The following is a 19,551-nucleotide window of genomic DNA, read 5'->3' on the forward strand; positions in this document are numbered from 1 at the left end:
GCAAGGATGACGGCGCGTGGGGTGAACTCTGTGGCAAGTACCGCGACGTTTGATGGTATAGAAGCGACTGCGCCTCCCAACAGTCATCCTCGAACTCTCACCCTCAAAGAATATCCACCCGCCGCAGCAGCCACCAGGCGAAGACGATCGAGGCGATGATCAGGATGACGGCGTATTCCGTGCCGTAATCGCCGACGGCGAAGGGCAGGTTGGCGGTGTTCATGCCGAAGAAACCCGTCACCAGCGTCGGCGGCAGCAGGAAGGCCGTCATGATTGACAGGAGGTAGAGATGGCGGTTGGTCTCGGAGGATTGTTTCGAATCGATTTCTTCGTGCAGCAGGCGCGCCCGGTCCTGCAAAGCGTAGACATCGTGGTCGACCGTTTCCAGCCGGCTCGTCAGCCGCCGCGCCACATCGTCGAAGCCGAAGGGCATTTCATCGTCATCGGCCGCCGCCGCGCGGCGCATCAGCGCCAGCACCGTGCGCAGATGCCGGTGCAGCCGGACCACGGTTCGCCGGACCGGCGCCAGCCGCCGGCGCTCGTCGCGCGGCGCATTGTCGTAGACGATATCCTCGATCTGGTTCAGCTCTTCGGTGAGTTCGATGACGATCGCAATCAGCGTCCGCTGGAACTCGATCACCAGCAGTTCGAAGAGATCGACCGGCCGCGAGAATTTGCCCGGGTTCTTCTCGATCAGCGTGCGTGCCCGCTCGACGCTGCGCAGCGGCTGCAGCCTTGTGGTGACGATGAAGCGGTCCGACATCGCGAAATGCAGCCAGCCGAGATTGTTGGTATCCTGGTCGAAATCGCGCTGGCAATCGACCAGCGTGCCGTAGAGCATCTGCTCGTCGACGGTCAGAGCCGCATGCGTGTCATGCGTCGTCAACGCCGATTTCGCGTCCTCCGTCAGTCCGTCGAGCGTTTCGAGCAGGGCCGGCACGCGGGCGTCGACGAGGTTGAGATGCAGCCAGTAGAAACAGTTCTCGGCGGTCAGATCCGCCACCGTCGCGGTGTTGGTCAGCCGCACCGCCGTCTTTTCATCCGGCGAGAAACGATAGGCCCAGACGAAACCGGGTATGTTGACGGGCAATGTATCCATGGGTCGCCGATCCTTTGCGAGGGCGATATATTGTCTACAGTTCTCCATGCCGTCCATGGGCGCAACTGTGCAAGAAGAAAGCGCCATGCCGGGTGGAATTATCGCGTCGTGGCCTATGAATCAAAATTGACGTTTACGTAAAAATCAACTAGCCCTTGCCGGGGAGGGCTTTGCATGAGGTGCAGGCACCCACGGAGGAGGAAGCATGTACAAGGCGCCCGTTGAGGAAATCGCGTTCACATTGAAGCATGTAGCCGACATGGGCGAGGCGATGTCGAACGGTCTTTTCGGCGATCTCGGCGAGGATCTCGTCGACGCCATCCTGGCCGAGGCGGGACGTTTTGCCACAGAGGAAGTGGCGCCACTTTCCGACATCGGCGACCGCCAGGGCGCCCGCCTCGTCGACGGCGAGGTCCGGTTGCCGGATGGCTGGCGCGATCTCTACCGCAACTGGATCGCCGGTGGCTGGAACGGCCTGACGGCGCCGCAGGCCTTCGGCGGCCAGGCCCTGCCTGACATGCTGAATGTCGCGGCGCTGGAAATGTGGAATTCCGGCTCCATGGCCTTCGCGCTCGCGCCGACGCTGACGATGGGCGCCATCGAGGCCGTCCACACCCATGGCAGCGCCGCGCTGAAGGAGACATATCTGGAAAAGATGGTGTCCGGCGAATGGACCGGCACCATGAACCTGACCGAGCCGCATGCCGGCTCGGATGTCGGCGCGCTGAGGGCCCGCGCCGAACGCCGGCCCGATGGCAGCTACCGCATCTTCGGCCAGAAGATCTTCATCACCTGGGGCGAGCACGACGCGGCCGACAACATCATTCATCTGGTGCTCGCCCGCCTGCCGGATGCGCCGGCCGGCACACGCGGCATCTCGCTCTTTCTCGTGCCGAAATTCCTGGTGAATGACGACGGTTCGCTCGGACCCCGCAACGATCTCTTCTGCCATTCGCTGGAGCACAAGCTCGGCATTCACGGTTCGCCGACCTGCACGATGATCTATGGCGACGGCCGGTTCGGCGGCGAAAAGGGGGCGATCGGCTGGCTGGTCGGCGAGGAGAACAAGGGGCTCGCCTGCATGTTCACGATGATGAACAATGCCCGTCTGGCCGTCGGCATGCAGGGCGTGGCGATCGCCGAGGCCGCCACCCAGAAGGCCCTTGCCTATGCCAGGGAGCGCACGCAGGGCAGGGCGCCAGGTTCGACCGGGCCCGGCATGAGCCCGATCGTCGACCATCCCGATGTCGCTCGCATGCTCCTGACCATGAGGGCGCTGACGCAAGGGGCGCGCGCCATCTCCTATGCCTGCGCCCATGCGATCGACATGTCGCGTCGGGCCGGCGACACCAGCCGCCACTGGCAGGAGCGCGCCGCGCTTCTGACGCCGATCGCCAAGTCGTTTTCGACCGATGCCGGCGTCGATGTCGCCTCGCTCGGCATTCAGGTGCATGGCGGCATGGGTTTCATCGAGGAGACGGGTGCGGCCCGTTATCTCCGCGACGCCCGCATTGCGCCGATCTATGAGGGCACCAACGGCATCCAGGCAATCGACCTCGTCACCCGCAAGCTGCCGCTCTCCGGCGGCGATCAGGTCATGGGCTTTATCGGCGAATTGAAGGCGATCGCCGAGGCTGTCGAGCGCTCCAATCTCGATGGTTTCGGCGAAACTGCCGCGAGACTCGCCGTCGCGATCGCCGATCTCGACGCGGCGACCGCCTGGCTTCTGGCAGTACTTGCCGATGACAAGGCCGCCGAGGCGCTTGCCGGCGCCACCCCCTATCAGCGCCTGTTCGGCCTCGTGCTCACCGGCTGTTACCTCGCCAAGGGGGCTCTGGCCGAAAGCGGCGACGGCAAGGGCGAGGGCCGTATCGCGCTCTGCCGCTTCGCCGCTGAAAACCTGCTCGCCGAGACCACGGCCTTGCGCGACCGGGTGGTCAACGGCGCGGCAAGCCTTGCCGCCGCCCGCATTCTGCTTGCCTGACGAGACCCCATAAGTTCCGAGGAGATCCAATGACCGATCACATCATCGTCGAGCAGCCTTCCGCCCATCCCGGCGTTCAGGTGATCCGCTTCAACCGGCCGGAAAAGAAAAACGCCTTCACACGGGCGATGTATCGCACCATGACCGATGCGCTCAGCGCCGCCAATGCGGACGCGAATATCAAAGTGACGGTCTTTCTCGGCACCGAAGGCAGCTTTTCGGCCGGCAACGACATCGGCGATTTTCTTGCCACTGCCATGGGCGGCAGCATGGGAGATGAGCTGATCGATTTCCTCTACGCGCTCGCCAGATCCGAAAAGCCGCTGGTGTCAGGGGTCGACGGGCTGGCGATCGGCATCGGCACCACCCTCAACCTGCATTGCGACCTGACGATCGCCTCCGATCGTAGTCAGTTCCGCACGCCCTTCGTCGACCTGGCGCTGGTGCCGGAAGCGGCTTCCAGCCTGATCGCGCCGCGCGTGATGGGTCACCAGCGCGCCTTTGCCATGCTGGCCGCCGGCGAGGCCTTCAGCGCCGAGGAAGCCCGCGAGGCCGGCCTCATCTGGAAGGTGACGACGCCGGACGAGGTGGAGAATGCGACGATTGCCGCGGCTGCGAAACTCGCCGCCAAGCCACCGGAAGCCTTGAAGATTGCCCGCGATCTCATTTGCGGCTCCCGGGAAGAAGTCATCGCCCGCATCGACGTCGAGGCCCGCCATTTCGCCGCGCGCCTGAAAAGCGCCGAAGCGCGCGCCGCCTTCGAAGCCTTCATGCGACGCTGAACGGCGGCCCGGCAGCAAACGGATACCGATTAGACCATCGGCACATTGAACACCTCACCGGCTCTGAGCGGCCGGAACCGGTCCGAGGCAATCTCATGCTCTCGCATCGCCTCTTGCAAGGCTCTTACTGGCGCATCGACCGCTTCATTCGTCAGTTGGAACGTGGCGAAGTGGTGCCCGGCCACATAGGCCGCATTTGCGAGCTTCATCCCCATCACCGCCTCCTCCGGATTCTGGTGCTGCCCTTTCATGAACCATCGCGGCTCATAGGCACCGAAGGGTAAAATCGCCAGGCGAAAACCGCCGTGTTTCCGCTGCGCCGCTTTGTAATTAATGCCGCGGTGAAAGCCGGTATCGCCGACGTGATAGATCTTGCCGGCTGGTGTCGACAAAACGAACGAGGCCCAGAGCGCCATCCGGCGATCGGCGCCGCCGCGGGCGGACCAATGATGGGCCGGCTCCGCATCGATGCTTATGCCGGCGTGCGAGATGCGCTCGCCCCAATCCATCGATGTCGTCTGTATGTCGGGCACGGCGCGGCGCATGATCGTGTCATTGCCGAGCGGCGTCACGACAAGCGGCCGATGCTTCGCATGCAACCGTTTCAGCGTTGCGATATCGAGATGGTCATAATGATTGTGCGAGACCAGCACGAGATCGATCGGCGGCAAATCATCGAAGGCGATGCCCGGCGGAACGACCCGTCTGGGGCCGGCAAAGGTGAAGGGGCTGACCCGCTCCGACCACACCGGATCGGTGAGAATATTGAGCCCGGCGACCTGCACCAGCATTGTTGCATGCCCGACCATGGTCACCCGCAACTCGTCGCCACCGACATGGGGATCCGGCTTGGCGGCCGGATATGGACTGGGGACCGACCGCGGCCACCGCTCACGGCCGCCGCCGAATTGCCACCGCAAGAGCGCGCGGAAACCAAGCGGCTCGATCCCTTCGGGATTGAAGAAAAGCGTGCCGTCGAAGTGATCGGACACCGGGCCCGCATAGTAGGGATTGCGTCTTTTGGTTTTGCGCATTCAGGTTCGGTTTCCTTGGCCTAAAGCGCGTCGCGATCTTTCAGATTCGCTCCTCGCGCTTTAGGTCTATGTTTTTACGCATGTCGTTAGCGCAAAACCGCTGCACACTTTTGCGCGACATGCTTTGGAACAGGATGACTTTAAGCCTGTCGGCTTGAATTCTGAATCCTGTCCCCGATTAACGCGTCAGGCTGAGGCAGGAAACTCATTGACCTTTCGCAGCAGGCTGTCGACTAGCCGCTCCGGCAGGTAGCGGCGAAGCGCGCGGACTTGGCGCGATTGCTTGCCGGCGGAATAGCGCAGCTTCGGCTTCTTTGCCGTTGCGGCCTTCACAACCATGTCGGCGACGACCTGGGGGGCATCGCCCGTCTCCACCCATTTGCGCATCATCGCTTCACTGCGGGCGCGCTCCGAGTCGTAAATCGGAAGGGGCTGATCTGCTCGTGTCAGATTTTCCTCGAAGGATGTTCTAGTGACGCCGGGTTGGACGAGAACGACGCGAATGCCGAAGTTGCGCACTTCATGATCGAGCGATTCCGAATAGCCTTCGAGCGCATGTTTGGTCGAAGCATAGAAGGCGTTGTACGGAGCCGGGATGAGGCCGAGGATCGAACTCATATTGATAATCCGGCCGCTCTTCTGCTTCCGCATGACCGGCAGTACCGCATTGGCGACGCGCGCCACGCCGAAGACGTTGACGTCGAAAAGCCGCTGGGCCTGAGCGATCGAGGATTCTTCCGCACCACCGATGAGGCCGATGCCGGCATTATTGACGACGAGGTCGAGCCGGCCGGTTTGCCGGACGACCTCCGCAACAGCCGCCTGCACCGAGGCTTCCTCGGCCACGTCACAGATCAGCATCGTTATCCCGGGCCTGTTGGCGGCCGGTTTGCGGCTGGTCCCGAACACGCGGTAGCCGGCCTTCACCAGAGACTCCGCCGTCGCAAGGCCGATGCCTGAGGACGCACCGGTGACCAGTGCAACGCTTCTGTTTTTGTCGGTCATATCGTCAGCTTCCAAAAGAGTGGATCATCGTTGGCCGATCTGTTACTATCTTTTCGATATCGTGTCACTATCGAAAAGATACTAAATGAAAAATAATCCGATTCCGCAATGCCCGGTCGCCCGCGGCCTTCAATCCGTCGGTGACGCGTGGAGCATTCTGGTCTTGCGCGACGCCCATACGGGCCTCACCCGCTTCGACCAGTTCAGGAAGAGCCTCGGCATCGTGCCGACCATGCTGACCAAGCGTCTCAAGGCGCTGACGGAGGACGGTCTGCTGGAGAAGCGGCTCTATTCCGAACGGCCGCCTCGCGAAGAATATGTCCTCACCGAAGCCGGGCGCGATTTTCTGCCTGTGCTGATGATGATCGGGGCTTGGGCGCACCGCCATTGCGATGGCGAACTCGCCCGCTATATCGACGTCGAGTCAGGATCGGAGATCGAGCCGATCGCAATCGATGCCGTTACCGGCGCAAAGCTCGGAACGCGGCCAATGCGCATGAGTTTGCCGCAGGGAAGCGAACCGGGCGATCGATAAGATGTTGCTGACGCTCCGGATATCGCGATCGCATTCACTGCGAAGCGTCAGGCAGCCGCCTATTTCGCCAGCGTCGCCACCACCTCGACATGCGAGGTCCAGAGGAACTGGTCGATCGGCGTTACCCCGGTAATGCGGTAGCCGCCTTCGACGAGGATCGCGAGATCGCGCGCCAGCGTCAGCGGGTTGCAGCTGACGGCCGCGATCTTCTTCACGGCTGAGCGGGCAAGCTCCCTGCACTGAAACTCCGCGCCAGCGCGCGGCGGATCGAAGACGACGGCGTCATACGGCTTGAACTCCTGCGTCATCAGCGGGCGGCGGAAGAGATCGCGCTTTTCGACGCTCACCGGCTTCAGCCCCTGGGTTTTGCGGGCGGCCTGGTCGAGGGCTGCGAGCGCCGTTGCCTCGGCCTCGACCGCATGCACCCGGCCGATCCGCGCCAGCCTGAGCGAAAACGTGCCGGCGCCGGCAAAGAGATCAGCGATCCGCTTGGCCTTGCCGACATGGGCGAGCACCAGCGCCGCCATCGCCTCTTCCGCCGGCTTGGTCGCCTGGGCGAAGCCGCCTGCCGGCGGTGAAACCTCGACGCCGTCAAAATCGATGATCGGCTTGGCCGGCTCGACGAGGATTTCGCCGTTCAGCGTCACGCGGGCGATGCCGCGCAGGCCGAGCACGGTTTCGATCGCCTTGCGCCGCTGCGGGTCGGAGAGTTTCTTGATCTCGTCGACCGCCAGGTCGAGGCCGGAGAGCGTTTCGAGCACGGCGATCCGGAAGGGTTCGGCGCTCGTCGCCAGCGACGCAGCGATCGCCTTGATCGCCGGCAGCCGGGCGACGATGCCCGGAGACGAGATCGGACATTCCTCAATGGCGACGATATGATGGCTTTCGGCCTGGTTGAAACCGATCAGCATATCCTTCTCGGTCCGGCGCGCCGCAAACACCACACGCCGGCGCTCGCCCGGGTGGGCCGGAACGATTTCGCCGACATCAGGCGTCAACCCCTTGGATTTCAACGCATCGACGACCAGCTGGCGCTTGAAGGCGCGGTAGGGGCCGTCGGCCAGATGCTGCAGCGTGCAGCCGCCGCAGGTGCCGTTGACGCCATCCGGGCCGAAATGCCGGCAGGGCGGTTCCTGCCGGTCGGGCGAGGGCGCTGCGATCGACATGATCGTGCCATGGCTTTTGACGCGGGCGATCGCCACCATTTCCCCCGGCAGGGAAAAGGGCACGTAGACAGGCCCGCCGGCGTTGCTTGCGATGCCGTCGCCCTGGGCGCCGAGTTTCTCGATCGTGACGGTTTCGGTGCTCACGGTTTCAATCCTGCCAGAAGGTATTCCCGATTGCCGTCGCCGCCTGATATCGGGGAGGGGATGAGGCCGAGGCTTTTCCAGCCCATGTCCTCGGTGAACCAACGCTCCAGCTCCGACGCGACGGCCGGAGCAGACGAGAGGTCCTTCAAAAGCCCGCCCTTGCCGATCGCCTCGCGCCCGGCCTCGAACTGCGGCTTGACCAGCAGCACGCCGACGGCACCCGCCACGGCAAGATCGAGCGCCGGAGCCAGCGCCAGCTTCAGCGAGATGAAGGAGACATCGGAGACGATGAAGGTGGCGGGCTCGCCGATATCGTCGGCGGTCAGATGGCGGGCGTTGAGGCCTTCGCGGTTCGTCACCCGCGGGTCGGCCGAGATCCGCGGATGCATCTGCCCATGGCCGACATCAATTGCGGTGACATGCGCAGCACCGCGCTGCAGCAGCACCTCGGTGAAGCCGCCGGTGGAAGCGCCGATATCGAGACAGTGATGGCCGGACGGATCGAGTCGGAAATGGTCGAGAGCGGCGGCAAGCTTCAGGGCGGCGCGCGAGACGTAAGCCTGTGCCGGATCGTCGATCTCGATATCGGCATCGTCGTCGAAGAGCGCGCCGGCCTTGGTTACGACCTGGCCGCCGATCCTGACCGTGCCGCGCTGCACGGCGTCGCGCGCCCGCGAGCGGCTGGCAAAGAGGCCGCGGGAAACGAGAAGCTGGTCGAGGCGTTGGCTGTTCTGATCGGACATCGGCTGTGAATGACCGGCAAATCAGTCGGTTGCAAGCATTTTATTCCCAGCCGAGTGCAGGGCAATTCCTGAGATGCACAATTTAAGCAAATTTAAAGTCTGCCCGCATAGGGTCGGCACGATTGCAGCGGTTGGTCCAAACCGCTTGGTGCCATGAAGGCGCAGGCGTCTTCCGCCGATCATGTTTCCGATTCCAAATCTCTGCGGTTGCGCCTAGCGCGCGACCGTCTCTCGCCGCGTCGATTGTCGTCAGGAGAATTTGACCATGTCTGCTAAAAACATATCCCTGAACGGGAAGCTTGCGGCCACGTTCGCAGCCCTCATTCTGATCTTCATCTCCGTTTCGGCTTTCGTCTATTCCAAGGCGACGGCCTCTGCGGCCGCCTCCGCCGAGCAGGAAAAATCGGAGCTGCTCGTCAATCAGATCGATGATGCGCTGCAGGCGATGCTCGAGCAGGCGGTCAACCTGCGCGGCTTCATCCTCTTCCGCAGTGACAGCACCTATGGCGACGTCTTCGCCAATCGCGAGCGCATGCTGAAGGCGATCGCCGCCGCCAAGCAGACGGCATCAGGCGAGCCGCAGCTGGTCGAGATGATCGATAGCATGCAGAAGGCCGCCGACCTCTATTTCCATGAACTTGCCGAACCGCAGACCAAGGCGCGCAAGGAAACCGACATGCCGATCGAAGATGTCGTCAAGATCGGCGTCAACGCCACTAAGGGCCAGCTCGACGGTTTCCGCCAGGCGTCCGCCAAGATCAAGGCCACCGCCCGCGAAAAGTCGAATGCGCTCGCCGCGATCCGGGCCGATGCCAACAGCGATCTGGCGACGACACTGCTTGCTGGTGGCATTGTCGCCTCGCTTGCCGCCGCCCTTCTCGCCTGGCTGATGTCGCGCACCATCGTCCGCCCGGTCGTCGGCATGACCGCGGCCATGGATCGCCTCGCCGGCGGCCAGAACGATATTGAGGTCCCGGCTGTCGAGCGCGGCGACGAAATCGGCCGTATGGCGCAGTCCGTCCTCGTGTTCAGGCAGGCGGCGATCGAGAAGCTGCGCCTTGCCGGCGAGACCGACCGCATGCGTGATGACGCCGAGCGCCAGCGCCAGGCAGGCGACGAGCAGAAGGCGCGCGAGGAAGGCGAGCTCCGCCATGCCGTCGACGCCTTGGCCGGCGGCCTTGCCGGCCTTGCCGTCGGCGATGTCGCCGCCCGCATCCAGACGCCGTTCGCGCCGCAATATGACAGCCTGCGCAACGACTTCAACAATGCCGTCGAAAAGCTGCAGGCAGCACTCCAGTCGGTCGGCCACAACGCCTCGGCGATCAATGCCGGCGCCGGCGAGATCCGCTCGGCCGCCGACGATCTTGCCCACCGCACCGAGCAGCAGGCCGCCGCTGTCGAACAGACCGCAGCAGCACTCGAAGAGGTGACGACGACGGTGCGCGACAGCGCCAAGCGCGCCGAGGATGTCGGCAATCTCGTCGAGCGCACCCGCCTCGGCGCCGAAAAGTCGGGCGACGTCGTCCGCCGCGCCGTCTCCGCCATGCAGCAGATCGAAAAATCCTCCGGCGAAATCTCCAACATCATCGGCGTCATCGACGACATCGCCTTCCAGACCAACCTTTTGGCGCTGAATGCCGGCGTCGAGGCGGCCCGCGCCGGTGAGGCCGGCAAGGGCTTTGCCGTCGTCGCCCAGGAGGTGCGCGAGCTCGCCCAGCGTTCGGCCAAGGCGGCCAAGGAGATCAAGGATCTGATCACCACGTCGGGCACGCATGTGCAGACCGGCGTGTCGCTGGTCGGCGAGACCGGCAAGGCGCTCGAAGCGATCGTCGCCGAGGTGCAGGAGATCAACCGCAACGTCAACGCGATCGTCACCGCCACGCGCGAACAGTCGATCGGGCTGCAGGAGATCAACACCGCCGTCAACAACATGGATCAGGGCACGCAGCAGAATGCGGCCATGGTCGAGCAGCAGACCGCCGCAAGCCATGCGCTCGCCCAGGAAGCCAGCGCCCTGGACGAATTGCTGCGTCAGTTCAAGCTCGGCACCCAGCTTGCCGCTCCGGCCCAGAAGACTTCAGCCGCAACGCCGACCTCCCGCCCGGTCGCCTCTCCGGCCCGCGCCCTTGCCAGCAAGGTCAGCAAAGCCTTCGGCGGAAGACAGGCAACGGCAGCAGCTGCGGTGCAGGAAGACTGGACGGAGTTCTGAGAGGGCGCTCCTTCTCGGAAAGAGACGTCAAATGAAAAAGGCGGCGCAGCGGATGCGCCACGGCGCAGCGGATGCGCCGCCTTTTTAAATTGCGAATAAGATTACTGCTGGACCGTGCGGCCCCCTCATCCGCCCTACGGGCACCTTCTCCCCGAGGGGAGAAGAGGGAGTCGAGACGTCGCCGCAAATCTCTTCTCCCCAGAGGGGAGAAGGTGCCGTAGGGCGGATGAGGGGGCCACACGGCACCCTCACCAATCATTATCCAGCAACCCCAACCGCAATACTGCGCCCCAGCGCCCGGAACACCGTCGAAACAATCCCGGCGCGATCAAGCCCGGCATGGGCGTTCATCGCTTCCGGTTTCGCCTGTTCCATCCAGATATCGGGCATGACGAGCGAGCGGATCTTCAGGCCGTTGTCGAGCAGGCCTTCGCTCGAGAGATATTGCATCACCTGGCTGCCGAAGCCGCCGACGGAGCCTTCTTCGACGGTGATCAGCATCTCGTGGTGGCGGGCGAGTTGGCGGATGAGGTCGTGATCGAGCGGCTTGGCGAAGCGCGCATCGGCGACCGTCGTCGACAGGCCGGCGGCCTCGAGATCTTCGGCGGCAAGCAGACAGTCGGCAAGCCGGGTGCCGAAGGAAAGCAGCGCCACCTTGGTGCCTTCCTTGACGATGCGGCCCTTGCCGATCTGCAGGATTTCGCCGCGTGCAGGCATGTCGACACCGACGCCTTCGCCGCGCGGATAACGGAACGAGATCGGCCCGGCGTCATAGGCGACGGCCGTGCGCACCATATGCTTGAGTTCGGCCTCGTCGGCCGCCGCCATCACCACGAAGCCGGGCAGGGTGGTCAGGAAGGCGGTGTCGAAGGAGCCGGCATGGGTCGGGCCGTCGGCGCCGACGAAGCCGGCGCGGTCGATCGGAAAACGCACCGGCAGTCCCTGGATCGCCACGTCGTGCACGACCTGGTCATAGGCGCGCTGCAGGAAGGTGGAATAGAGCGCGGCGAACGGCTTGTAGCCTTCCGCAGCCAGGCCGGCGGCGAAGGTCACGGCATGCTGCTCGGCGATGCCGACATCGAAGCAGCGCGACGGAAAGGCGTCGGCGAGCTTGTCGAGGCCGGTCCCGTTCGGCATGGCGGCGGTGATCCCGACGATCTTGTCGTCGAGGGCGGCTTCCTGCACCAGCGCCTCGGCAAAGACGCTGGTATAGCTCGGCGCATTCGGCTTCACCCGCGCCTGGGCGCCGGTAATGACGTCGAACTTGTTGACGCCGTGATATTTGTCGGCGGCGGCTTCGGCCGGCGGATAGCCCTTGCCCTTCTGGGTGACGACGTGGATCAGCACCGGGCCGCGCGCATTGTCGCGCACATTGCGCAGCACCGGCAGCAGGTGATCGAAGGAATGCCCGTCGATCGGCCCGATATGATAGAAGCCCATCTCCTCGAACATGGTGCCGCCGGTGACGTAGCCGCGGGCATGCTCGACGGCGCGGGTGATCGCCCGGTCGATATTCTTGCCGAGATAGGCCGTCAGCTTCTTGCCGAAATCGCGGAAGCCCATATAGGTGCGCCCGGAGGCGAGGCGGGCGAGATAGGCGCTCATTGCGCCGGTCGGCGGCGCGATCGACATGTCGTTGTCGTTGAGGATGACGATGAGGCGGGCATCGAGGGCACCGGCATTGTTCAGCGCTTCATAGGCCATGCCGGCCGACATCGCGCCGTCGCCGATGACGGCGATGACGCGGCGGTCGGTCTTCTCGAGATCGGCGGCGATCGCCATGCCGAGGCCGGCCGAGATCGAGGTCGAGGAATGCGCCGCCCCGAAGGGATCATATTCGCTTTCGGCCCGGCGGGTGAAGCCGGAAAGCCCGTTTTCCTGGCGCAGTGTGCGGATGCGGTCGCGCCGGCCGGTGAGGATCTTGTGCGGATAGCACTGGTGGCCGACATCGAAGATCAGCCGGTCATTGGGCGTATCGAAGACGCTGTGGATGGCGATTGTCAGCTCGACCACGCCGAGACCGGCGCCGAGATGACCGCCGGTGCGCGACACCGCATCGATCATTTCGTCCCGGACCTCGCGGGCAAGCTGCGGCAGCTCGCGATCCTCGAGCTTGCGCAGGTCGGCGGGATAGACGACCTGGTCGAGCAGGGGGGTCTTCGGCAGTTGTGTCACGGGCGGGCGCTCTTTCTTGCTTTTCCTCGTTTCGCTTTATTCGATTAGATCGGGGCAAAACAAGTGCATTTCAGGAACCGAAGGTTTTCACCTTAGAGCATGGCGGAAAAAAGTGTGAGCGGTTTCGGAAGATATCACTTTCTATTTCTGTGAGTTGCATTCGCCTGATTTGCCCAGCCGAGCGAACGCGCGGCAAACCGGCGAGCAGCTTGAATATGACACGGAATGGTAGCACTGTTGCCGCACTGGCTGGGGGACAGATCATGGGAACGATTGTTGCAGCGCATGCCTATGTCAACAACGAGGTCGCCTATGTGGCCTGGGACATCGATGCCAAGATCGAGGGATGCCTCGGGTTCGAAGTCGTCCGCGTTTATCTCGACGAGCAGGAAAACGTGGCGAAAAAGCTTGATGGCAGCGAGGACCGTGTGACCTGCGCCGCCTGGGTCGCCTTCAAGGGACAGCGCAATCCGCACTGGCTGCCGCAAACCACCTCGCTCTGGCCGGTGCAGAAGTTCTCCTGGCGCGATCTGACGTTGCGCAAGCGGCGCAACGAAATGAAACGGCGGCCGGACGAGGTCCGCGTGCGCTATGAAATCCGCCCGCTCGGCGACCTGAAACCGGGCATGCAGGCCGCGCCCGATCCAACGCCTCAGACGGTCGAGATCAACAAGCGGGACGACAAGGGCAAGCCGATCGAGAAGAACGGCAGCTTTGAGAAAATCGCGGTCAAGGCCTATGAAGGGCCGCCGCGGCCGCTCGGTTATCTCGGGCCGGCCGTCGCCTCCAATCCTGTGCACGTGACGCGCAAGCGCGGCCAGTTCGAATCCAGCTTCACCAACGGCATCCTTGCCGCCCAATGGTTGCGCAACGTTCTGCTGGAAGACGGTGTCAAGCAGCCGAACGAGCTGATCGACATGATCTCCAATCCGGAAAACGGCATCCGCAAATATCTTGCCGGCGATGTCATCCCGATGCTCAGGGACTTCATGAATGCGCCCGGCCGCTTCCTTGTCGCCCTCTATGAGCTGGAGGACCTGGAACTGCTCGACCTGCTGCTTGCCAACAAGGACAAGCTGCGTATCATCCTCGCCAATACGGGAAAGGTCGGAGACGATTGGGATGTGCGCAATGCCCACGCACGCACGGCGCTGATCGAGGCCGGCGTCGAGATTCACCACCGCATGTTCAACAATTCGAGCCAGATCGGCCACAACAAGTTCGTCGTCCATATTCCGCCGGCCGGCGGCGATCGCAGCGTGTTCACCGGCAGCACCAACTGGACGGCCACCGGTCTTGCCGGTCAGTCCAACAATGCGCTGATCGTCAGGAACGATGCCGTCGCCGCGGCCTATGTTTCCTATTGGGAGCGGATGCTGGAAGATAATGCGACGCTGGAAGCGCCGGTCGAATTCGACGACGGCATGCCCGACAACCAGCAGAGCAAAGCATTCCGCCACTCGAACGAAACGCCTTCGCTCATCCCGACCGGCAATGGCGCTTCGATCGAAGCATGGTTTTCGCCGAACATGCAGAGCCGCAAGAAGGGCAAGGCGACGCCGCCGGACCTGCGCGAGGTCTACCGGCTGATGCGCCGTGCCGAGCACGCCGTGCTGTTCCTCGCCTTCTATCCCGGCCAGTCGGGCAGGGATTGCATCGTTGGCGAGGCGATCGATATCGGCCTCAAGGATCAGAAGCTGATCGTCACCGGCGCCGTTTCCAGCCCGCAGGCCATGCCCAATTACGTCGCCGGCAAGAAGAACGACCCCGACGATGAGGACGACGATGTCGACGCCGTCTCGCCCCATACGTTCGACGAGGCCAATGTCTCGATCGTCCGCGCCTCGCGCATCGACGACCGCCAGCTTTTGGCGGATTTCGGTGCGGAGGAGCTGACGGCCAAGAAAGTCGGCGCCATCATTCACGACAAGGTGCTGGTGATCGATCCCTTGTCGGAGGACTGCGTCGTCGTCCTCGGCAGCCACAATCTCGGCTTCAAGGCCTCTTACGCCAATGACGAGAACATGTTGATCGTCAAAGGCGACCGGGCGCTTGCCGAAGCCTATGCGGTGCATATCCTCGATGTCTACGATCATTACCGCTTCCGTGCCGTCGAGGCGGAGCTGAAGCGGCAGGGCAAGAAAGGCTGGTCGGGCTTTCTGAACGTCGACGACAGCTGGCAGGACGGCTACATCAATCGCACGAAGGGTGCGCTGACGCGCTATTTCGCGGCGGGCTGATGTTCGCACGTTGCCGGCGGCGCTGCATCGCCGCCGTCACCCTTCCGGCAGAGGCACGAATTCCTCCTCGTCGCCGGGAACGATATCGAAGCGGCCGGTGCGCCATTCCTCCTTGGCCTTTTCGATTCGTTCCTTCGACGAGGAGACGAAATTCCACCAGATATAGCGTTTCGAGTTCAGCGCCGCGCCCCCGAAGAGCATCAGGTGACAGCCGTCGCCGCCGGCTTCGAGCGTGATCGCATCGCCCGGTCGGAAGACCAGCAGTTGGTCGGCGGCGAAGCGGTCGCCCGCGATCACCACCTCGCCCGACAGCACATAGACGGCACGTTCCTCGTGGCCCGCGCCAAAGGGAAAGCGGGCGCCGGGCTGCAGGTCGAGATCGACATAGAGCGTATCGGAGAGCGTGCCGACCGGCGATGTCATGCCTTCGAACGAACCGATGACGACCCGGCCGCGCACCCCGGATGTTTCGATCACCGGCATTTCCAACTTTTCCGTATGGGCGAAGGAGGGATCGATCTCCTCCTTGTCGTCGGGCAGCGCCAGCCAAGTCTGCAGCCCCGACATCAGCAGCGGATGGCCGCGCAGATTGTCGGGCGTGCGCTCCGAATGGACGATGCCGCGGCCCGCCGTCATCAGGTTGATATCGCCGGGACGGATGACCTTTTCGGTGCCGAGGCTGTCGCGATGACGGATCTCGCCGTCGAAGAGATAGGTGACCGTCGACAGGCCGATGTGCGGATGCGGCTTGACGTCGAGCGCCTCGTTGGGCTTCAGGATCGCCGGTCCCATGCGGTCGAAGAAGATGAACGGCCCGACCAGCCGCCGCTGCCGCGTCGGCAGCGCGCGCCGCACCTGGAAGCCGCCGATATCGCTAGTGCGGGGAATGATCAGGTTCTCGATCGCATCACAGGCAAAGGCATCGCCGGGCAGGGGGTCTTTACCGGGAAAGAAGGACATGACGGGTCTCCGCTTGTAAGGACGTCGGCCATAGATAGAGACTCACACCTCGCGCGTCCAATCGAGATGGGCTTGCGCTCAGATGGCGGTGAAGCCGTTGTCGACGAAGAGATGGGCGCCATTGACGAAGTTCGACTCGTCGCTGGCGAGATAAAGTGCGGCCCGCGCCACATCCTCCGGCTCGCCGATTCGCCCCTGCTGCGCGGCGATGGCGGCATCCGAGACATCGACGCCGAGCGCCTGCAGGTCGGCCACCTCGCGCAGACCGTGCGGCGTGCGGATGAAGCCGGGGCAGACGGCATTGCAGCGGATGTTGCGGTCGCGGAATTCCACCGCAATTGCCCGGGCAAACATGTGCACGGCGCCCTTGGTGGTGTCGTAAAGCACTTCCATCGGTGTGGCGGCGACCGCCGAGATCGACGATGTGCAGACGATCGAGCCGCCGCCCGCGGCAATCATCTTCGGCAGCACCGCCTTGGTCATCAGGAACATCGAGCGCACATTGACGGCGTGCAGCCAGTCCCATTCCTGCAGCGTCGTTTCCAGGAAGGGTTTGATGACGATCGTGCCGGCATGGTTGAAGAGCACGGTGACGGCGCCGTAGCGTTCCTCGACGCCGGCGACGGCTGTTTTGACAGCGGCTTCATCTGAGACATCGGCCGTCCAGCAATCGGCCTCGCCGCCGGCATCGCGGATCGCCTTGACCGTCTCGGCCGCCGCGTCGCCATTGCGGTCGACAATCGCAACGCGCGCGCCTTCGGCAGCAAACAGCTTCGAGGCAGCGCCGCCCATGCCGGTGGCGCCGCCCGAAATGATGGCGACCTTGCCCTTCAATCTGTCCGTCATTTGTCCGTCCCCTCATGGTTCTGGGGGATCATAGATCGGTCGCAAGCCGATCTACAAGCGCCTTCGAAAGGCTGCTTCGACCCGCTCAGGCGCCGTCCAGCGGCTCGACGCCCTGCGGCTTGCCGGCGCGGTCGAGCCGGATCTTCTCGATGCGGTTTTCGGCGGCCGAAAGCAGTGTCTCGCAATGTTTCTTCAGTGCTTCGCCGCGCTCGTAGATCTCGATCGATTCATCCAGCGCCACGTCGCCACGTTCCAGCCGGGCGACGATGCTTTCGAGTTCGGCGACCGCCTTTTCGAAGGAAAGGCCCGATACCTCAGGCTTGGCGCTGTCAGTCATTCTCAACCCTTCATCATTCGCAGAATATGCATGCCCGCCGATTCGGCGAGGCCTTCGAGATCATAGCCGCCTTCGAGCAGGCTGACGACCCGGTTCTTGGCGTGCCGGTCGGCCAGTTCCAGGACGCGGCCGGTCGCCCAGTCGAAATCCTCGCCCGTCAGGTTGATCTGCGCCAGCGGATCGCGGTGATGGGCGTCGAAGCCGGCCGAGATGATGATGAGATCCGGCCGGAAATCGTCGAGCGCCGGCAGCACGCGCGATTTGAACGCCTCGCGGAAATGGTCGCTGCCGACATTCGGCGAAAGCGGCGCGTTGACGATGGTATTGTGCTTGCCCTTCTCCTCCTTGGCGCCGCTGCCGGGATAGAGCGGCATCTGATGCGTCGAGCAGAACAGCACCGAGGGGTCGTCCCAGAAGATATCCTGGGTGCCGTTGCCGTGATGGACGTCCCAATCGACGATGGCGACGCGCTCGGCGCCATGCCGCTTCTGCGCATGGCGGGCGGCGATCGCGGCATTGTTGAAGAAGCAGAAGCCCATCGCCGTCGACTTTTCGGCATGGTGCCCGGGCGGCCGCGCGGCGACGAAGACATTGTCGGCGGCACCGGAAAAGACGTCGTCCACCGCCGCCATCGCCCCGCCGACGCCTGTCAGCGCCGCCTGCAGGCTTTTGACGCTCGCATAAGTATCGGCTTCGAGCTGGTTGATCCGGTCCTCTTCCTCGGGGATCTCCCGCATCACGGCGGTCAGATGCTCCTCCGGATGCGCGAGCAGCACCGCATCCTCGCTCGCCTCAGGCGCCTGCCGACGCTCCAGCCGTTCGAAATTCGGATGTTCCAGCGCGACATTGATGGCCCGGATCCGGTCCGATCGCTCAGGGTGTCCGGCGGGCGTCACATGTTCCAGGAAGATCGGGTGTTCATAAAGACGGGTGCTCATGGAGGCACTCTATCGGCCGCTTCTGTCATGATCCACAGCAGATGGGGCATTGCCCGCCGATTTCAACAAGTGCTCCCGCGGCACCATCTCGCCGCCGGTGGCATTATAAATTCCTGTCATCTCAGCCGTTTACTTCGAAAAACCCCGTGCTACTGTCGTTAACGGGGAATTTTGCAGGCAGAGTTGTTGATGAGTCAGTCGAAACGCCCGGGTGTGACGGAAATACATGTACCGTTTCGCGATGTCGATATGAACGGCCGGATGTTCCTGGCTTCCTATATTTCCTATGCCGAATCCGTCATTGCGAGCTTCTGGTCGGCTCGGCCCGAGGTCGAGGACGAACCGGTCTATAACGCCAGCAAGATTACCTGCGTTCTCCACCGCCCGCTGCATTACGACGAGCCGGCCCTTTTTACCGCCGCCGTCGACAAGATCGGCGTGCGTTCCATCGGCTTCCTCGTTTCGATCGACACCGGCGAGGAGCGCGCCGCCGAGGTGGAAATCATCTGGCAGGCCCGCAGCGGCGAGGATCAGCAGCCGGCCTCGCTGCCGGAGGAAACGCGCGATTGGCTTTATGGGTTTTTGGATTAGGTCACTCTATCTCGTCGCCATGCTTGCGACCAGATCGCTGAACCTCTCTCCCTGAATGCCGACATGCGTCCGCAGCAGGCGGCGGGCCTCGTCGCCGTCTCCTGTAAAGATCGCATCGACGATGGCGCAATGTTCTAAGAAGGAGGTCGACAGGCGGTTGCGCACGCGCAGCTGCAGACGCCGATAGGGCCGCAGGCGCCGATGCAACTGCGCGCATTGCTCCTGCAGGAAATCGCTGCGACTTGCGGCGTAGATGGCCTTATGGAATTCCTCATTGTCGTAATAATAGGCATCGCTGTCACCGGCGGCGGCGGATTGTTCGCAGCGGCTGTGGGTGGCGGTGATCGCTTCGCGGGAGGCCTTGTCCAGCCGGCGGGCGGCGAGCGAGCCCGCCAGGCCCTCGAGCTCGGCCATGACCTCGAACATCTCGTAGATCCGGTGCGGTCCCGGATCGATCACGACCGCACCCCGGCGCGGACGGATTTCGATCAGCCCGATGGCGTCAAGCTGCATCAGCGCTTCGCGCACCGGCGTTCGCGACACGCCGAACCGGTTGGCAAGCACGGTTTCGTCAAGCCGTTCGCCGGGGGCGAATTCGTAGGAAAGTATCGCATTTTCAATCTCATCCCGAAGCCACCGGCCGACATTCTCGGACATTTGTCTCACATCCTTCATACATAAACGCCATTCTTGTATACACAAATGTTGACCTCGTGTACGAAGGATGACAATCTACATACTACCGGCGAAGCCCGGCGTTGGG

The 19,551-nt window shown here is 63.4% G+C and carries 17 protein-coding genes; 6 read left to right on the top strand and 11 right to left on the bottom strand.

What is annotated here, in order from left to right; all coding sequences use genetic code 11:
* Positions 1 to 103: 103 nt before the first annotated feature.
* Complete coding sequence (locus Tal182_RS04705; RefSeq protein ID WP_064809720.1) at positions 104 to 1,099, bottom strand: transporter; 996 nt, start codon at positions 1,097 to 1,099, stop codon at positions 104 to 106.
* 205 nt (positions 1,100 to 1,304) lie between these two features.
* Between Tal182_RS04705 and Tal182_RS04710 the strand changes: the two genes are divergently transcribed.
* Entirely contained in the window at positions 1,305 to 3,083 is a 1,779-nt protein-coding gene (locus Tal182_RS04710) for an acyl-CoA dehydrogenase (protein ID WP_085858248.1), read from the top strand.
* Between the two features lie 29 nt (positions 3,084 to 3,112).
* Positions 3,113 to 3,865 (top strand): crotonase/enoyl-CoA hydratase family protein, encoded by a 753-nt coding sequence (locus Tal182_RS04715; RefSeq protein ID WP_085858250.1) that lies wholly within the window; start codon positions 3,113 to 3,115, stop codon positions 3,863 to 3,865.
* Between the two features lie 29 nt (positions 3,866 to 3,894).
* On the opposite strand, the gene Tal182_RS04720 is transcribed toward Tal182_RS04715, so the two are convergent.
* Positions 3,895 to 4,899 (bottom strand): MBL fold metallo-hydrolase, encoded by a 1,005-nt coding sequence (locus Tal182_RS04720; protein ID WP_085858252.1) that lies wholly within the window; start codon positions 4,897 to 4,899, stop codon positions 3,895 to 3,897.
* A gap of 186 nt (positions 4,900 to 5,085) precedes the next feature.
* A complete protein-coding gene (locus Tal182_RS04725; RefSeq protein WP_085858254.1) occupies positions 5,086 to 5,904 on the bottom strand; it encodes an oxidoreductase in 819 nt (272 codons plus the stop codon).
* 85 nt (positions 5,905 to 5,989) lie between these two features.
* Here Tal182_RS04725 and Tal182_RS04730 point away from each other — a divergent pair, with 85 nt between their 5' ends.
* Positions 5,990 to 6,439 (top strand): helix-turn-helix domain-containing protein, encoded by a 450-nt coding sequence (locus tag Tal182_RS04730; RefSeq protein ID WP_064800885.1) that lies wholly within the window; start codon positions 5,990 to 5,992, stop codon positions 6,437 to 6,439.
* A 59-nt stretch (positions 6,440 to 6,498) separates the two neighbouring features.
* On the opposite strand, the gene Tal182_RS04735 is transcribed toward Tal182_RS04730, so the two are convergent.
* Together Tal182_RS04735 and Tal182_RS04740 are read right to left on the bottom strand one after the other, a co-directional pair.
* Positions 6,499 to 7,749: a class I SAM-dependent RNA methyltransferase gene (locus Tal182_RS04735; RefSeq protein ID WP_085858256.1), complete on the bottom strand. Its 1,251-nt coding sequence runs from the start codon at positions 7,747 to 7,749 to the stop codon at positions 6,499 to 6,501.
* Positions 7,746 to 8,492 carry a TlyA family RNA methyltransferase gene (locus tag Tal182_RS04740; RefSeq protein ID WP_064809722.1) on the bottom strand — a complete coding sequence of 249 codons (747 nt, stop codon included), beginning with the start codon at positions 8,490 to 8,492 and terminating at the stop codon, positions 7,746 to 7,748. The genes Tal182_RS04735 and Tal182_RS04740 overlap by 4 nt, the downstream gene beginning before the upstream one ends.
* Positions 8,493 to 8,757: 265 nt before the next feature.
* Here Tal182_RS04740 and Tal182_RS04745 point away from each other — a divergent pair, with 265 nt between their 5' ends.
* A complete protein-coding gene (locus Tal182_RS04745; RefSeq protein ID WP_085858258.1) occupies positions 8,758 to 10,701 on the top strand; it encodes a methyl-accepting chemotaxis protein in 1,944 nt (647 codons plus the stop codon).
* 258 nt (positions 10,702 to 10,959) lie between these two features.
* Here Tal182_RS04745 and dxs read toward each other — a convergent pair whose 3' ends face one another.
* On the bottom strand, positions 10,960 to 12,876 hold the full coding sequence (dxs, locus tag Tal182_RS04750) for a 1-deoxy-D-xylulose-5-phosphate synthase (protein WP_085858260.1): 1,917 nt from the start codon (positions 12,874 to 12,876) through the stop codon (positions 10,960 to 10,962).
* A gap of 263 nt (positions 12,877 to 13,139) precedes the next feature.
* Between dxs and Tal182_RS04755 the strand changes: the two genes are divergently transcribed.
* On the top strand, positions 13,140 to 15,116 hold the full coding sequence (locus tag Tal182_RS04755; RefSeq protein WP_085858262.1) for a phospholipase D-like domain-containing protein: 1,977 nt from the start codon (positions 13,140 to 13,142) through the stop codon (positions 15,114 to 15,116).
* 36 nt (positions 15,117 to 15,152) lie between these two features.
* On the opposite strand, the gene Tal182_RS04760 is transcribed toward Tal182_RS04755, so the two are convergent.
* The 4 genes from Tal182_RS04760 to Tal182_RS04775 all read right to left on the bottom strand — a co-directional run bounded on the left by Tal182_RS04760 (position 15,153) and on the right by Tal182_RS04775 (position 18,197).
* The gene (locus Tal182_RS04760; protein WP_085858264.1) at positions 15,153 to 16,076 is read right to left on the bottom strand and encodes a pirin family protein; all 924 of its coding nucleotides are present in this window, start codon (positions 16,074 to 16,076) and stop codon (positions 15,153 to 15,155) included.
* A 78-nt stretch (positions 16,077 to 16,154) separates the two neighbouring features.
* Positions 16,155 to 16,922 (bottom strand): SDR family oxidoreductase, encoded by a 768-nt coding sequence (locus Tal182_RS04765; RefSeq protein ID WP_085858266.1) that lies wholly within the window; start codon positions 16,920 to 16,922, stop codon positions 16,155 to 16,157.
* Positions 16,923 to 17,007: 85 nt separating this feature from the next.
* Complete coding sequence (locus tag Tal182_RS04770) at positions 17,008 to 17,259, bottom strand: exodeoxyribonuclease VII small subunit (protein WP_003545921.1); 252 nt, start codon at positions 17,257 to 17,259, stop codon at positions 17,008 to 17,010.
* A gap of 2 nt (positions 17,260 to 17,261) precedes the next feature.
* Positions 17,262 to 18,197, bottom strand: coding sequence for a histone deacetylase family protein (locus tag Tal182_RS04775; protein WP_064809727.1), 936 nt, complete (start codon positions 18,195 to 18,197; stop codon positions 17,262 to 17,264).
* Positions 18,198 to 18,386: 189 nt separating this feature from the next.
* On the opposite strand from Tal182_RS04775, the gene Tal182_RS04780 reads away from it, so the two are divergent.
* Complete coding sequence (locus Tal182_RS04780; RefSeq protein ID WP_064800894.1) at positions 18,387 to 18,788, top strand: hypothetical protein; 402 nt, start codon at positions 18,387 to 18,389, stop codon at positions 18,786 to 18,788.
* Between the two features lie 6 nt (positions 18,789 to 18,794).
* Here Tal182_RS04780 and Tal182_RS04785 read toward each other — a convergent pair whose 3' ends face one another.
* Positions 18,795 to 19,445, bottom strand: coding sequence for a GntR family transcriptional regulator (locus Tal182_RS04785; RefSeq protein ID WP_064827068.1), 651 nt, complete (start codon positions 19,443 to 19,445; stop codon positions 18,795 to 18,797).
* Between the last annotated feature and the right edge of the window lie 106 nt (positions 19,446 to 19,551).

The organism is Rhizobium sp. TAL182, assembly GCF_002117725.1.
Taxonomy (GTDB): domain Bacteria; phylum Pseudomonadota; class Alphaproteobacteria; order Rhizobiales; family Rhizobiaceae; genus Rhizobium; species Rhizobium esperanzae.